General features: G+C 61.4%; 10 protein-coding genes. 6 read left to right on the top strand and 4 right to left on the bottom strand.

What is annotated here, in order from left to right:
* Positions 1-8 precede the first annotated feature (8 nt).
* Together ACTJLF_RS26480 and ACTJLF_RS26475 are read left to right on the top strand one after the other, a co-directional pair.
* The gene (locus ACTJLF_RS26480; protein ID WP_440884226.1) at positions 9-1355 is read left to right on the top strand and encodes a class I adenylate-forming enzyme family protein; all 1347 of its coding nucleotides are present in this window, start codon (positions 9-11) and stop codon (positions 1353-1355) included.
* A 17-nt stretch (positions 1356-1372) separates the two neighbouring features.
* Positions 1373-2143, top strand: a complete 771-nt coding sequence (locus tag ACTJLF_RS26475; RefSeq protein ID WP_440884225.1) for a PIG-L deacetylase family protein — start codon at positions 1373-1375, stop codon at positions 2141-2143.
* A 9-nt stretch (positions 2144-2152) separates the two neighbouring features.
* On the opposite strand, the gene ACTJLF_RS26470 is transcribed toward ACTJLF_RS26475, so the two are convergent.
* The 3 genes from ACTJLF_RS26470 to ACTJLF_RS26460 are packed head-to-tail and all read right to left on the bottom strand — an operon-like array spanning position 2153 to position 5731.
* On the bottom strand, positions 2153-3307 hold the full coding sequence (locus ACTJLF_RS26470; RefSeq protein WP_440884224.1) for an alginate O-acetyltransferase AlgX-related protein: 1155 nt from the start codon (positions 3305-3307) through the stop codon (positions 2153-2155).
* Position 3308: 1 nt separating this feature from the next.
* Positions 3309-4727, bottom strand: coding sequence for an MBOAT family O-acyltransferase (locus tag ACTJLF_RS26465; RefSeq protein ID WP_440884223.1), 1419 nt, complete (start codon positions 4725-4727; stop codon positions 3309-3311).
* 8 nt (positions 4728-4735) lie between these two features.
* Complete coding sequence (locus tag ACTJLF_RS26460) at positions 4736-5731, bottom strand: class I SAM-dependent methyltransferase (protein WP_440884222.1); 996 nt, start codon at positions 5729-5731, stop codon at positions 4736-4738.
* 207 nt (positions 5732-5938) lie between these two features.
* Between ACTJLF_RS26460 and ACTJLF_RS26455 the strand changes: the two genes are divergently transcribed.
* The 4 genes from ACTJLF_RS26455 to ACTJLF_RS26440 all read left to right on the top strand — a co-directional run bounded on the left by ACTJLF_RS26455 (position 5939) and on the right by ACTJLF_RS26440 (position 14650).
* The gene (locus tag ACTJLF_RS26455; protein ID WP_440884221.1) at positions 5939-6649 is read left to right on the top strand and encodes a CatB-related O-acetyltransferase; all 711 of its coding nucleotides are present in this window, start codon (positions 5939-5941) and stop codon (positions 6647-6649) included.
* A 346-nt stretch (positions 6650-6995) separates the two neighbouring features.
* Positions 6996-8033, top strand: coding sequence for a GDP-mannose 4,6-dehydratase (gene gmd, locus ACTJLF_RS26450; protein WP_440884220.1), 1038 nt, complete (start codon positions 6996-6998; stop codon positions 8031-8033).
* A gap of 78 nt (positions 8034-8111) precedes the next feature.
* On the top strand, positions 8112-10649 hold the full coding sequence (locus tag ACTJLF_RS26445) for a glycosyltransferase (protein ID WP_440884219.1): 2538 nt from the start codon (positions 8112-8114) through the stop codon (positions 10647-10649).
* A gap of 41 nt (positions 10650-10690) precedes the next feature.
* Complete coding sequence (locus ACTJLF_RS26440; protein WP_440884218.1) at positions 10691-14650, top strand: glycosyltransferase; 3960 nt, start codon at positions 10691-10693, stop codon at positions 14648-14650.
* Positions 14651-14669: 19 nt separating this feature from the next.
* On the opposite strand, the gene ACTJLF_RS26435 is transcribed toward ACTJLF_RS26440, so the two are convergent.
* A complete protein-coding gene (locus ACTJLF_RS26435; RefSeq protein WP_081268352.1) occupies positions 14670-15374 on the bottom strand; it encodes an ABC transporter ATP-binding protein in 705 nt (234 codons plus the stop codon).
* Positions 15375-15377: the final 3 nt, after the last annotated feature.

The raw sequence follows: 15377 nt of genomic DNA, 5'->3' as shown, positions 1-15377 counted from the left end.
GCCTGACCGTGAGCCAGATCCAATTTCTTCTCGACCGATTCGCGTCGAAACCCGAAGCCCCGGCGGTTGTGTTCCGCGGAGCCTCCGTCAACTACGGCGAACTGTCCACCGCCATCGGGCAGCAGCTGCAGGCGCTCGAGGCGGCCGGCGTGCAGCCCGGCGTGCCGGTGATCCTGCGCGGCGACTACTCGGCGCTGGCCGTGAGCATGCTGCTGGCCCTCATCGAGCGTTGCTGCATCATCATTCCGCTGACGCCCGAGGCGTACGACAGCCTCGGCGCCTCGATCGACGACGTCGCGCCCGAATGGTTGATCGACGTGTCGAAAACCGAGGCCAGCTTCGAGAAGCTCGCCGCGAGGCCGTTGCCTGATCTGTACAAGATCGTGATCGAGCGCGCCGCGCCTGGCCTGGTGCTCTTCACCTCCGGCTCGTCGGGCAAGCCGAAGGCTGTAGTGCACGATTTCTCCAAGCTCATGGAGAAGTTTCACGCGGTTCGCCCCGCGATGATCACCCTGAACTTCCTCTTGTTCGACCACTGGGGCGGGCTCAACACGCTGCTGCACTGCCTGTCGAACCTGTGCCTCATCGTCGTGCCGGCCGGCCGTTCGCCCGAGCAGGTCTGCGCCCTGGTGGCTGCGCACCGCATCGAGCTGTTGCCGGCCACGCCGAGTTTTCTGAGCATGCTCTTGATCAGCAAGGCCTACACGGGGCACGACCTCGGCTCGTTGAAGCTCATCACCTACGGCGCCGAGCCAATGCCAGAAGCGACGCTGAAAAACATGCGCAAGGTGTTCCCGGGCATCGAGTTGCGACAGACCTACGGAATGATCGAACTCGGCGTGCTGCGCGCTAAGTCGCGTTCGCCCGACTCGCTTTGGGTCAAGCTCGGGGGCGAAGGCTACAACGTGCGCGTGGTCGACGGTATGCTGCAGATCCGTGCCGATTCGGCGATGCTGGGGTACATCAATGCGCCCAGCCCGTTCACGGAAGACGGCTTCCTCATGACGGGCGATCTGGTCGAAACTGATGGCGAATGGATCCGCGTGCTGGGGCGGCAGTCCGACATCATCAATGTCGGCGGCCAGAAGGTGTACCCGGCCGAAGTCGAGGCCGTGCTGCTCGATTGCCCCGAAGTGGCCGATGCCGTGGTGTACGGCGAGCCCAACCCGCTGCTGGGTAAGATCGTCTGCGCGCAGGTCATCCTTCGCGAGGGCTTCGACGAGGCGGCGGCGCGCAGCGGCATCCGCAAGCTGGGCAAGGAGCGGCTGCAGCCGTTCATGATCCCGGCCAAGATCAAGTTCGTGAACGAGATCGCGCAGTCGCACCGGCTCAAGCGCGTACGCGCCAAGTCTTGAACGCGAACCGTCATGGCATGACCGCAGGCACCGCACTTTTTCTTTTTGCGCACCAAGACGACGAGTTCGGGGTGTTCCAGAAGATCCTCGATGAACGTGCCTCCGGTGCTCGGGTGGTCTGCGCATTCATGACCACGGGCACTGTGGGCGGTGCGTCTCCTGAGGCGCGTAATCGCGAGTCGCTCGCCGTGCTGGAAAAACTCGGCGTTGGGTCGAACGACGTGATCTTCGTTGGGCAGCAATTGGAGATCGACGATGGCGCGTTGATGCACCGCCTTGGCGATGCCGCGGACTGGCTGCGCGGCTGGATCGACGCCTGCCCATCTCTGTGCGGGCTGTACTTGCCAGCTTGGGAAGGCGGTCATCCCGACCATGATTCATTGCACGCGGTAGGCGTCAACGTCGCGCAGCACGCGGGGCTGCTGCATCTTGCAAGGCAGTCGTCGCTTTACAACGGCTACAGGCGTCCCGGTCAGCTATTCAACGTCATGCGGCCTCTGCCTATGAATGGGCCGGTAGAAAGCGTCGCGGTTCCCTGGAGACACCGCATTGCGTTCATGCGTCACTGCCTCAGTTATCCGACGCAGCGCAAGACGTGGATCGGTCTGTTTCCATTCGTGCTGCTGCACTACGTGTTTGGCGGTCGGGATGCGATGCAGCCGGTTTCTCCCGAGCGGTTGGCTTCGAGGCCGCATGAGGGGGCGCTTTACTATGAGCGGCGGCAATTCACGACTTGGCCGAAGCTCAGCGAGCGCGTTGCTGCTTTCGTCGCAAAATCGAGCACGTGAACCCCTGGATCAGGGCGTCCGTCTCGCTTCGAGTATCTTGATGGAACGGGTGACGTCCAACTCATCCGCGAACGCCAACAAAGCAGGCCGCTGCACCTCGATGAACTGCACGGTGACCCACCGCGCATCTGAAGGTATGGCCGAAGTGATTGTTGAAAGTCGCAAGCCTTCTCCCCAACGCAGGCGGTAAGAAGACTCGAAATAGGCCGCCATGCCATTGCGCATCCAGGCGTCCATGAAGCTGTCGCCGATGAACAAAACAGGGTGCAGCAACCCCGTGTCGCCAGGGGCGACATGGCTGACGTCCGTATACGGCGCCGGGCCTGACACGCTCGTGAACCCTGCAGGCAACTGCCACGACATCGTCACGAAGAGAGACTTTTCGGACGGTGAACGCAGCAGCGGCATGAAGCGGGCGATGCCGCCGCTGTATGACTGTGTTTCGTAGCGAAGCGGATGCGCCCATGCGCTGTCCGACAGGCCTTCGGCACGGCTCATCGCATCGACCACGCCTTTGGCAACCGGATATGCTGCTGGATCGTTCCAGTGAAAATCGGTGCGGTGGAAGATCGGTCGCGTTTTCTCGACTTCTCTCAAGATTGCCGTACTGTCGACAAAGGTGACGTTGGGAACCTGCCTTAGCTTGTCGATCAGGCTATCGATGCGCCGAAGTGGCGGCCGTTCGGCAACCGAAGTTGGCAACTTGTCGGGCAGGAACCGGTCGCCCAGCAGGTTGACCACCATCACCATGCCGATTCCCTTTTGATGCAGGGCTTCGGCATAGCGCCGCACCCCTTCGACAATGGCGGCCTCGTGCGTGGCGAGGTAAGCGTCGACGGCCGGCTTCTCGACGTCGAGGGTGCTACGGTAGAACAGGTAGCCGTCCCGGCCTACATGAACCTTGTCGGACACGTGGAACAGGCGGTAGTCGACTGTTGCCTTGAGCCGGATCAGCAGCGCGCGAAACCCGAAGTGGTCCGAGAACCAGCTGTTGGCCTGCTGCAGGTAGCGATCCGGGTGCGCCATGCTCGGCGGGGCCGCGAGCGTGCGCTGTTCGTCGATGGTCATCTCCGGCAGCCATCGCGTGGCCATCTGCAGGCCCGGCAGCAGCGTCAGGATGAAGAAGGCCGTGATGAAGATCCGGCGGGTGGCGGTGGAGCGCATCTCAGAAGCGGAAATAGATGAACGGATTGAATCCGTTGGCTGCGATCAGCATGGCCGAGTAGGCGAAGAGCGCCAGAGCGCCCAGCGAGAGCACCGGCGCGGCAATCGAGTCGCCTGCGCGTTGCCAGGCTGAGAGCCGCCAGTCTTCGGGCACCAGAACCGCCACGCTGCCGATCACCAGAAAGAGCAGCTTGTCGGATGTCAGCACAGACCATGCGGCTGCGGGCGTCTCGGCCGCCGTCACGCCGGCCATTGCCATCAGGTAGTGCCCGGCCACGCCGGCCGACGGCGCCCTGAACAGCACCCAGCCGACCATCACCAGCAGCAGCGTGGTCAGCCAGCCGCTGAAGCCGCGCGGCGTCCAGCCGAACCGGTTCAGCGCTAGCCGCTCGATGACCAGCAGCACGCCGTGGAACAGCCCCCACAGCAAGAAGGTGTAGGCCGCTCCGTGCCACAGGCCGCACAGCACGAACACAATGAGCAGGTTGAGGTACGTGCGCACCGGTCCCGCGCGGTTGCCGCCCAGCGGGATGTACAGGTAGTCGCGGAACCAGCGCGACAGCGTCATGTGCCAGCGCCGCCAGAACTCGGTGATGCTGTGCGACCGGTAGGGCTGGTTGAAGTTTTCCGGAAACTTGAACCCCAGCATCCGACCCATGCCGATCGCCATGTCGGAATAGCCCGAGAAGTCGAACAGGATCTGCAGAGTGTACGCCAGGATGCCGATCCAGGCGGCGGCGGTGCCGAGCTGGTCGGCCGGCAGCCCGAACATGCGGTCTGCGACCACGCCCACGTTGTCCGCAATGACGATCTTCTTGGTCAGGCCGAGGCAGAAGCGCAGTAGCCCGGCATGCACATCTTCCAAGCGAACGGGGCGGTGCTGGATGCGGCTCACCAACTCGCTGTAGCGGACGATCGGCCCGGCGATGAGCTGGGGAAACAACGTGTGGTACATGCCGAAGTCGACCAGCGTGGGCGCGGGCGGCGCGTCGCGCCGGTAGATGTCGACGATGTACGAGATGCCCTGGAACGTGAAGAACGAAATACCCGCAGGTAGCACGATGTCGCTGAGCGTCCATGAAGCGGGCATCTGGAGTGCGGCGGCCGCGTCCAGTGCCGCGCGCTGCATGAAGTTCCAGTACTTGTAGTAGATCAGCGGCACAAGGTTGGTCACCACGCCGACCGCCAGCAAGGCACGGGCTCTGCCGTCGGCGGGCATGCGGTGAAGCGCGTTGCCGATGATTGCGTTGACAACCACCGACCCCAGCAGAACCACCGACACCAGCCCGGCGTCCACGAAATAGAACGCAAAGCTCGCCAACATCAGGAACGCGTTGCGCGAGCGTGCGGGAAGAACGAAATACAACAGGAACACGATCGGCATGAAGCCGAACAGGAAGCCGGGCGAGCTGAAAGTCACTTTGCGGTCTAGCCCTTGAACATGCGGCGCGCGGCGCGCAGCGGCTTTGTGATGCGCCAGGACAGCGAATTTTCGACACCGCCACGTGCGGCTTCGCTGCGGGCGAGTTCGCCGCTCAGCGCTTCATTGAGGGCGTGGGTCTCCTTGATGGTGCGGTCGTACTGCTCCAGCAGGCCGGCTGCGCGGAGGTGGTCTTTCTGCAGGGTGCTCAGCTCCTTGTCGACATTGGCCAACTGGGCGAGCACTCGCTCGACGTCCGAGGCCTTGGAGGCCAGTTCCTGGCGCGTGCTCTCGAGCTCCCAGCGGCGCAGCGTGGATTCGCCCAGGCTGGAGAAGACTTCCTTGACAGCCTTGGCGCCAGCCTGGTCCTTGGGCAGGTCCAGGAGCTTGCGCAATTCCGCTGGCTGGTTGGGGCCGACGGCCAGCACGCCCAAGCCTGCCGAGTGATCGAACTCGAAGCCGGGATACTTCTTTGTGATCTCGGCCCAGTATTGCCAGACGCCGAAGTCGCGTTCGCGCACGTTGGTGTCGTGGAACAGCACGATGGCGCGGTCCGACAACTTGGGCAGCCAGCTCTCGAAGTCATGCTTCACAGCCTCGTAGGTGTGCAGTCCGTCGATGTGCAGCAGGTCGACTGAACCGTCCTCAAAGTAGGTCGTGGCCTCGTCGAAGGTCATGCGCATGAGGCGCGAAAAGCTTGCGAAATGCTTGTCGTTGAACGCAGCCAAGTCGTTGTAAACGCTGTCGCCGTAGAAGCCTGCGTGCTCGTCGCCCTGCCAGGTGTCGACCGCAAAGCACTTGGTATTGAGGCCCTCATTCTGGACAGTCTGGCAGAAGGCGGCATACGACATGCCAAAATGCGAGCCCAACTCGACCAGAATGCGAGGTTGCTGCACGGCGGTGAGCCAGGCGCCGAAGGGCACATGCCCGCTCCAGCCGCTGGAGACCAGGCGCAGCGGGCGGATGAACATAGCCAGGTTCGGCTGGATGGCGTCGAGGATCATGGTTTTGGCTGTTCGAATGGCATAAAGGCGTTCGATTGTGCCGCACGTGGCCGCCTGGCTAGCTCGGCACGATTCGTGATCGTTCTTGCTCAAGCAGCGGTCGCCAAGTGGGGCGGCAGAATGCCTATGCGTTCATTTTCGAGGGGCACATCCGGCGCTTCAAGCAGTACTGCCTGCGCCTGAATTTATTTGGGTTTGGGGCAAGTTATGAAACACCAGCAAGAGCTAACTGTTGGAGCTAGCAAGGTAAGCATAGGACGGTTTACCTATGGCTTCGAGAACGTGGCCATTAGGGAATGGGGTGAGGGAGCATCACTGCGTATCGGCAGCTTTTGCTCGCTCGCATCCAGCATCACCATTTTTTTGGGTGGGAATCATCGGACCGAATGGATCTCGACGTTTCCCTTCGGCCACATTTTTGCCGATGAACTCGGCGGTGAAGGTATTGAGGGCCATCCGGCAACACGTGGAGGCGTAGAGATAGGCAGCGATGTTTGGATTGGCCACGGCGTCACCATCATGTCGGGGGTCACGATCGGTGACGGTGCAGTCTTGGCTGCGAACTCGAACGTAGTAAGAAACGTAGGGCCCTTTGAAATCGTGGGTGGCAACCCGGCAAAGCTGCTGAAAACTCGATTCACGCCAGAGATCCGCGACGCTCTGCTCACTTTGCGGTGGTGGGACGAGCCTTCCGAAACCATCCGTATGATGGCGCCCCACCTGTGTGCAGCGCCGGATGACAACCAACTGGCAGAACTTTTTCGTCTCAAGGCAGAGGGTGCGAAAGGTTTTGCCCGCACCGATTCAAGGCCATTTCTGGAGGCTTCGGATGCTCAGCTATCTGCCGCGCATTCGCCGTTTGGGTCCTTTGCTCAGAGAGTGCAGCGAGCAATCACGTGGCGAAGTGAGAGAGAGTGAGTGGAGCCCCCTCGTAAGAGAATCCACTGGCCCCAACATCTATCGCTCACTGCTTGCAGATAGTTTCGGCTGGTATTGACTTCTGACAATTTCAAGCCAGAAAGCCTTCGTCGAGTGTTTCACTACCGTATTGGTCGTGCTTCAAATGGGTGGTCCGAGGCTGGTTTGAGCAGGCGTCCACTGAACGTTGGTATCGACAAGGTGTGCTCCCACGCCCTGGATGCCTTGGTTAAGTGTGGTGGAAAAGCCCATTGCTGGTTACCTGGGCCTGCCTCCGAAAGCTGGGCGAATCATTGCGGCACAATTACGCGACACGTTTTCCAGATTAAGAAATTTCCAACTACCCATGAAGAAAATCGCAGTTGTTACCGGCATCACTGGTCAGGATGGCGCCTACTTGGCCCAGCTCCTGCTGAGCAAAGGCTATGCCGTGCATGGCACGTTCCGCCGCACCAGTTCGGTCAACTTCTGGCGGATGGAAGAGTTGGGCATCCAGGATCACCCTGACCTGAAGCTGGTCGAACATGACCTCACCGATCTAGGCAGTTCCCTCACGCTCATCAAGGAAGCCAAGCCGCACGAGGTCTACAACCTTGCTGCCCAGAGCTTTGTCGGCGTGAGCTTCAATCAGCCCGATGCAACCGCGCAGATCACCGGCATGGGCGCGCTTCATTTGCTGGAAGCCATTCGTCTGACCGACCGAAGCATTCGCTTCTACCAAGCCTCGACCTCGGAAATGTTCGGCAAGGTGCAGGCGATTCCACAGGTCGAGGACACACCGTTCTATCCGCGCAGCCCCTACGGCGTTGCCAAGCTATTCGCGCACTGGATGACGATCAACTACCGCGAGAGCTATGACATCTTCGGCGCCAGCGGCATCCTGTTCAACCATGAAAGTCCGCTGCGCGGACGCGAGTTCGTTACGCGCAAGATCACTGATGCAGCCGCCAAGATCAGACTCGGCAAGCTCGATGTGCTCGAACTCGGCAACTTGGGCGCCCAGCGTGACTGGGGCTTTGCTCAGGAGTACGTCGAGGGCATGTGGCGCATGCTCCAGGCCGACGTCGCCGACACTTTCATTCTTGCCACTAATCGTACGGAGACCGTGCGCCGCTTCGTCGACATGGCGTTCAAGGCTGCGGGCTACGAGCTTCGCTTCGAGGGTGAAGAACACAACGAGGTCGGTATTGACATCGCCACCGGCAAGACGCTGGTCCGCGTGAACCCCAAGTTCTACCGGCCTGCAGAAGTCGAGCTTCTGATCGGCAATCCGGCGCGAGCCAAGGAAAAACTCGGCTGGGAGCCCAAGACCACGCTAGAGGAGCTGTGCGCGATGATGGTCGAGGCAGACCTGCGCCGCAACAAGATGGGCTACTCGTTTTAACGGCTTAGCTGCCGATCGTGCCTCGTCGAGCTTTTTCGGACGAAGCGGGCGCACCAAGACGCCCACAGTGGAGAAGATTTGATTAACGAACTCAAGCAGGCCGTTCGGCTTTTTAAGAAGGCGCTGCGCGTCCTAGGCATCAGTGCGCGGCACACCGCAGCGGACGTCCGTGCGATCCAGGAGGGCGGACTCTTCGATGCCGACTTCTATCTCAACGAATATCCTGTGGTGGCGATCAGCGGCAAGGATCCGCTCAAGCACTATTTGACGCAGGGTTGGAAAGTTGGTTTCGAGCCGTCGCCCAGCGTCTCGATGCGGACCTACATGGCCGAGAACCCAGATCTGCGCAAGGCCAACCTGAATCCGCTCGTCCATTGGGTGCGTTTTGGCCGCGCCGAAGGCCGCGTTTTGCCTCGAGCGCTCAGTGCGGAAGCTTTGTGGTCTGACGGGGGGCGGCTTTTTGCTTTGCCTGACGACGTGATTCAGTACGAACTGATTGCAGGCCAAGCCTACTTTGCAGGAGCCGGCTTCGATTTCGCGCAGCGCGAGGCTGGGGCGACGGCTGAGGCAGCCGCGAAGGCGATGGCCGCGAAGAAGCCTCTGATGCAGGTGACAACCACCGCGCCCAAGGTGTCGATCATCATTCCGGTCTACGGGCAAACTCACTTCGTGCTCAATTGCCTCGACTCGCTCGTCAAGCTGCGTTCGAAGCACTCGGTCGAAATCATCGTCGCCGACGATGCTTCGCCGGCGGCGTCGCGCGTGGACGTATTGAAGGTCATTCCGTGGATCCGTCACGAGCGACGAGCCGAGAACGGCGGGTTTCTCGAGTGCTGCAACTCTGCGGTGCAACTGGCAAACGGCGAGATCGTCGTTCTCTTGAACAGCGACACCCGCGTGGTCGAAGGCTGGCTCGACGAACTCGTCGACGCCTTCGCTCTGTTTCCCAAGGCCGGCATGGTCGGCTCCAAGCTTTTCAACGACGACGGTACTTTGCAGGAGGCCGGCGGTATTTTCTGGCGCGATGGCTCGGCCCACAACTACGGTCGCAACCAAGATCCGAACTTGCCGCAGTACTGCTTCGCTCGCCAAGCCGATTTCATTTCCGGCGCTTCCATCGCGTTGCGCAAGTCGGTATGGAACGAACTCGGCGGCTTCGATCCTGAATACAAGCCCGCCTACTGCGAGGATGCGGACTTGGCGTTCCGCTTGCGCCGTGTTGGCTACGAGGTCTGGTTCGTCCCTACCTCGCGTGCCATTCACTACGAAGGCATCACCCACGGGCGTGACACCACCAAGGGCATCAAGGCCTACCAGGTGACGAATCTTGAGAAGTTCGCCAAGCGCTTCAGCGCCGAACTCAAGTCGCACCCGCAGCCGGGCACGAGTTCGATGCGCGCCGCCAACTGGCGCGTGCGTCGCAATATCCTGGTGGTGGACGCACTCACGCCGACCCCGGACCAGGATTCCGGCTCCATCGTGACCGATGAAGTGATGAGCGCCTACCGGGAATGCGGATTTGGCGAGAGCTTCCTCCCGCAGCATTCGCCATATTGGTCCAAGAAATACACGGGTGCCCTACAGCGCCGCGGTGTTTGCTGCTACTACATGCCCTTTGCATCTGGCATCACGGAACTGCTCGACACAGACAACCAGTTCGACTACGCGCTGCTGTACCGCTACAACGTTGCGCATCCGGTGTATGCCCAACTGCGGGAAAGGGCGCCCAGCACGCGAATTCTGTTCGCCAACGTCGACCTCCATTTCCTGCGCGAGACCCGTGCTGCAGAGACGTCGAACACGCCGGAGGCCCTGTTCTCTGCCAAGGTCACGAAAAAGCTGGAACTCGAGATGTTCGCGCAGGCGGATGCCTCGTTCGTCCACACCGAGATCGAGCGCGACGTGATCCAGCAATCCTTGCCGGCACCGCTGGGCAACATGGTGGTGCTGCCATGGATCGCCGACGTGTACCGTGACACGCCTGCCTTTGCCGGCCGCGCGGACATCATGTTCCTGGGCAACTTCCCACATGCGCCGAACGTCGATTCGATTCTCTACTTCGTCAAGTCGATTTGGCCGGCGATGGAGAGGGAGCTGCCCGTAGGTGCCAGGCTGCTCGTCGTGGGCAACAAGCCGCCTCCTGAAGTGCTTGCGCTGGCGTCGGACCGCATCGTGGTCACGGGCTTCGTGGAAGAGTTGGCGCCGTATTTCGAGACTTCGCGCGTATTTGTGGCGCCGCTGCGCTACGGTGCGGGCATCAAGGGCAAGCTTGTCACATCGCTGGCGCATGGGGTACCGAGCGTGGCAACGGCTATTGCTGCTGAGGGCATTGCGAACCCTGGCGACGCTCATCTCGCCACCACGGACGACCCTGAACATTTCGCTGCCGAGGTCTTGCGCTTGTATCGTGACGAGGCCGCATGGAACGCGATGCGCGAAGCCGGCCTGTCCTACGTCGAGCAAAACTATTCGCGCTTGGCGACGTCGAAGATCTGCCTTCACGCGATGGAAGTGGCCGATGCAACCTGGTTGGCTCGACAAGAATTGCAATGCCGACGTTCGCTTGAGCAGATCATGGCCCAAAACGGCGAGTTTGTTCGGGCGACGACCGACTGAGGGCCGTCAGCCCCCCCTTTGCCGCTCCCACGGTGAGTCCCATGAGTAACAACAGGTCCGATCAGGATCGCTCCGGCGTTTCGGAAAGCGGGGACAGCTCCGCGTTCGAAATCCTGCTTGACGCGGCAAATCAGCGTGCGCAAGCTGCGCTCGACCGCGAGAGCGCCATTCGCGCGTCAATGTCCTGGCGTGTCACGGCGCCGCTGCGAAAAGCCTCTTCCTTCTTGTCGCCGCGAGTACGCGCCAATCTGCGCCGCATCGCCAAGGCAGCGTGGTGGGCGGTGACGCCGTGGCGCATGCCGGCACGGATTCGAGCCATGCGTTTTCGTGCGCCGAAAGAGGTTGCGCTGCGCGGTGCGTCGGACGCCTCCGACGCCTACGGCGTTTGGATTGCAACCCACGAGCAACGATCGCCCGCCTTGATCGATGCGCCGGTCAAGCCCGTATCGTTCCTTCTTTCGGTCGGTAGCAGTGATCAGGCGCTGTTGCAGACGCTGAATTCGGTGCGCTCCCAGCCCATCGGGCACTGGGAAGTCTTGATTGCGGTGCCGCCCGACGCGTCAGCTGCTCTTAAAACCGTGCTCGACGGTCTGGCGAAGGATGTACGCATCGTGCGGGTGCCTGTGCCGGGCGGCTCGCGGGCGCGTGATCTGGCCGCGTGCCTTGCATCAGCCCGTGGCGAACTCGTTGCATTGCTGGATGCCGGCGACATGCTGGCGGCCGGCGCATTGAACGAACTGGCGCACGCTCTTCGGCGTGCGCCGAACAGCGACATTTTCTACAGCGATGAAGATCGACTCTCCCGGGAAGACCTGCGTCATAGTCCGTACTTCAAGCCCAGCTGGTCGCCGGACCTGCTGTATGCCTTCAATTACTTCGGTCGCCTGACGCTGTTGCGGCGTGAGCTGTTGGTGAGCACTGGCGGCATCGATGCGGAGATGGGAGAAGGCGCGGAGTGGGATTTGAACCTTCGCGTGAGCGACCGGGCCGGCATCATCACACGTATACCGAAAGTCTTGTGCCATCGTGGCGCGGACGGCAGGTCTGAGAGGCCCGCGCCGGGATCGAAGGCCGCTGACGACCATCGAAGGGCGCTGCGGGCGCACTGGGCGCGGGCGGGCATTGCGGCCGATGTGGAAACCCAGCCTGATGGCACACAGCGCGCCACATGGGCTATCGAGGCGCCGCCTTTAGTGTCCATCATCATTCCTACCAAGGACAAGGTCGATCTGCTTCGGGTATGCATCGACGGGGTGCTGCGAGGCACCGACTATGCGCGTAAGGAGATCATCCTTGTCGATACCGGGTCGACCGAAGAAGCAACGCTTGCATACTACGAAGAACTGCGTGCCTACCCTGAAGTGTCGATCGTTCACTTCAGCAGGAAATTCAATTATTCCTCGGCATGCAATTTTGGCGCTGACTTCGCGCACGGCGACCTGCTGCTGTTCCTCAACAACGATATTGAAGTGATCGCGCCGGACTGGCTGCAAGAACTGGTGAGGTTCGCGCAGCGTCCGGGTGTAGGCGTGGTCGGCACTCAGTTGCGCTATCCGGGCGGCAAGCTTCAGCATGGCGGCGTCGGGTTGGGTGTAACGCTCTGCGGGCTGATGTACTACGCCGACCAGGCCGATGCATGGGGTGTCTTCGGCTCTGCGGCGCATCCGCGTAACTGGATGGCCGTGATGGGGGCATGTCAGATGGTCTCGCGTGAAGCCTTCGATAGGATCGGAGGATTCGACGAGTCCTATCTGCTCGCCTTCAGTGACGTCGCCTTGTGTCTGCGTGCCTGGCGTGCAGGGTACCGCACAGCCTACGCGCCGCACGCGCGTCTTGTGCACCACGAAGGCGCTACGCGTGGTGCCATCAACCCCACACCCGACCTGCGGCGTTTTGCAGACGACGTGCGATTCCTGGGGATCGACGAAGACCCTTACCTGCATCCCGAACTCGATGCGCAACGGCCGATTCCAACCCTTCGCACAGGCGCTGCACGCTCACCGCGTGAAAGCCTTCTCATCGATACACGTGCGCTCGGCTCAATGATGTTGCCGTCCTCGACCTTGGATCTGTCGGTGGAGCGCACGTGCCTCGACGCTGCGGGCTTGTTGCGCGAGGACGTGCTTTGGGCGCCGCAGCCGGCGCACGGCATTGCCGACGCATGGTCCGCCGCCCGCTGGATCCTGGACCTTCTGCGTACCTGCCCTGATGTCGCGAGACGTTTTTCTACGGCGCTGTCGGATGGTCCAGATGGGAGCTTCGGGCGCTGGATTGCGAACGAAGGCGGCACTGCGTTGGCCTTGCCCGGAAGCGCGAGGACATGGGTAGCCCACTGCCTGGGGGCAGGCCTTGGTGCACGGGCTCGGCAGGCCTATCTGTTCGATGAAGGCATCAAGAACAAGCTGCCGCATGGCCTTTTGCCGATGGGGCAGCACGCATTGTTCCGGTGGTTCATGCGCGATGGCCGTCATCTTTCGAATCTGAGACTTGAAGAGATTTGGTGGCTTTTTCGCGAGGCGTCCGAGCAACCAGCCGCTGAACTGGTGCGCGCCTATGCCTTCTCGCCCGCCTGGCAAGCCTTGTACCCGGATGGGCTCACGGTCTTCGGACGCCGCGCGTTCGCAGCGTGGGTGTCGGCCACTTACCGCGTGCAGGCGGGGTGGATCGATCCTGCATGCTGGCCGGTCGAGGCATCACCCGCACGTCAGATCCGCAGTGCCTATTGGGCACGTGAAGACTGGCGGCTGCTTCATCCGAACGCGCTCGACGAGCCGAGCCGCGCCTTGGCGCTGATCGAGTGGTTGTCCACTCCCGCGGCGGCGCAGCCTGCGGAGGTCGTCGAATGGTTGAAGGCTTTCGATACCGCACAAGTGTCGGCTGACTTGGCGACGCCTGGGATGAATGTGATCGGACATTTCGCCTATCCTTCAGGCCTGCGGGTCTCGATCGAGGCATTGGTCCAGGGTATGCACAGCGTGGGCGTGCAGACGTCTTTACGCGACCTGAAGACGGACCGCAAGGACGATCCGCTGCATGCGAACTTCCAGGGCTTCGAGGAGTTCGACACCACGCTGATTCATGTTCAGCCCGACCCGTTTTTTGGCGAGGCCTACAGTCGCAGCGACCTGTTCGAGCGCTCGCCGCGCACTTACCGCATTGCTTACTGGTACTGGGAGTTCGACGTAATTCCGGATTCATGGCTGTCGCATGTCGAAGAGATTGACGAGGTTTGGGCCGCTACTGAGTTCGTGGCGCGCGGCCTGCGCGCGAAGATTTCGAAACCGGTGCACGTGCTCTTTCCGGGGGTGAAGCTCGCTCCTTTCGAGCGGCGCCCACGCGCCTATTTCGGCCTTGAGGTGGAGCCGTACACGTTCCTTTTCACGTTCCACATGATGAGCGTCATGGAGCGAAAGAACCCGCTCGGCCTGATCCGCGCATTTGCAAGCGCTTTCCGGTCTGGCGAGCCAGTGCAGCTCGTGCTCAAGACCTCGTTTGCCGACCGCCACCCGGAACAGTTCAGGGAACTGAGCGACGCAGCAGCCAAGGCGGGGAACGTGAAGATCATCAACGAGGTCTATAACCCCAGTGACGTGCTCGCGCTGATGGAAGCCTGCGACGCCTACGTGTCACTGCATCGCAGCGAAGGACTGGGCCTGACGATGGCGGAAGCTATGCTGATGGGCAAGCCGGTCATCGCCACCGATTTCTCGGGCAACGTCGATTTCATGGATGAGAGCAACAGCCTTCCAGTGCGCTACGAAATCGTCAAGCTTGGCAAGGCGATCCCGCCGTACGACGCGCATTTCGAATGGGCGGAGCCATCCGAGTCGCATGCAGCCGAACTGATGCGGCGCGTGTTCGACAACCAGGCATGGGCTGCGGAGCTTGGGGACAGGGCCCGGGCAAGCGCTCAGGCCGCGCTGTCGGTGGATGTAGCGGGTGAGAAAGTGGCGCGTCGGCTTGCCGAAATTCAGGCGCAGAGGCGCGGCCTTCGCCGCTGATCAGCCCGGTGCACCTGGATCAGGACACTTCTACGATCCGTCCGTGCTCAAGATGGATCACCCTGTTGCACTCCTTGGCGATGAGCTCCGGTGAGTGAGAGGCCAGCACCAGAATGCCCGACTTAGACACCACGTCGCGCATTCGTTGCTCGGCCTTCTCCGTGAACTCGGCGTCGCCTACGGACAACCATTCGTCCATGAGCAGGATGTCTGCCTCGACGCTGGTCGAGATCGAGAAGGCCAGGCGCATCATCATGCCAGTAGAGTAGGTGCGTACCGGCATGTTCACATACTCGCCGAGTCCGCTGAATTCGCAGATATCTGGCGTAAGGCGATCGAGGTCCTTCTTGCTCATGCCCATTACAAGTCCGCGCAGCATGATGTTCTCGATACCCGTGGCATCCATCTCAATGCCCAGTGAGGGGTCTATGAGGCTGGCGACCGAACCGTGCCTTACAAATTCGCCCGATGACGGTTCGTAGACGCCTGCCAGAGTGCGCAGCAATGTCGACTTGCCCGCGCCGTTGTGTCCGATCAGGCCAAGCCGATCGCCGCTTTTCAGTTCGAGATTGATGTCGCTCAGCGCTTGTACGACGGTTACGCCCGTTTCCTTGCCGAATCGTCCACCGGTGACAGAAGCCGCCAGAGTCTTCTTCAGCGAGGCCGCGCCTGCCCCATAAATCGGAAAGTTGACGGCGACGTTTTTGAGTGAAATGGATGCCATGGA

This window comes from Variovorax sp. 22077 (assembly GCF_052044195.1).
Taxonomy (GTDB): Bacteria; Pseudomonadota; Gammaproteobacteria; order Burkholderiales; family Burkholderiaceae_C; genus Variovorax; species Variovorax atrisoli.
Note: the sequence above shows the minus strand (reverse complement) of the source record. Positions and strands in the feature narration are given on the sequence as shown.

Coding starts and splice junctions, on each gene's coding strand:
- ACTJLF_RS26470 (WP_440884224.1), bottom strand. CDS start 3,307: ATGCGCTCCACCGCCACCCGCCGGATCTTCATCACGGCCTTCTTCATC.
- ACTJLF_RS26440 (WP_440884218.1), top strand. CDS start 10,691: ATGAGTAACAACAGGTCCGATCAGGATCGCTCCGGCGTTTCGGAAAGC.
- ACTJLF_RS26435 (WP_081268352.1), bottom strand. CDS start 15,374: ATGGCATCCATTTCACTCAAAAACGTCGCCGTCAACTTTCCGATTTAT.
- gmd (WP_440884220.1), top strand. CDS start 6,996: ATGAAGAAAATCGCAGTTGTTACCGGCATCACTGGTCAGGATGGCGCC.
- ACTJLF_RS26460 (WP_440884222.1), bottom strand. CDS start 5,731: ATGATCCTCGACGCCATCCAGCCGAACCTGGCTATGTTCATCCGCCCG.
- ACTJLF_RS26455 (WP_440884221.1), top strand. CDS start 5,939: ATGAAACACCAGCAAGAGCTAACTGTTGGAGCTAGCAAGGTAAGCATA.
- ACTJLF_RS26475 (WP_440884225.1), top strand. CDS start 1,373: ATGACCGCAGGCACCGCACTTTTTCTTTTTGCGCACCAAGACGACGAG.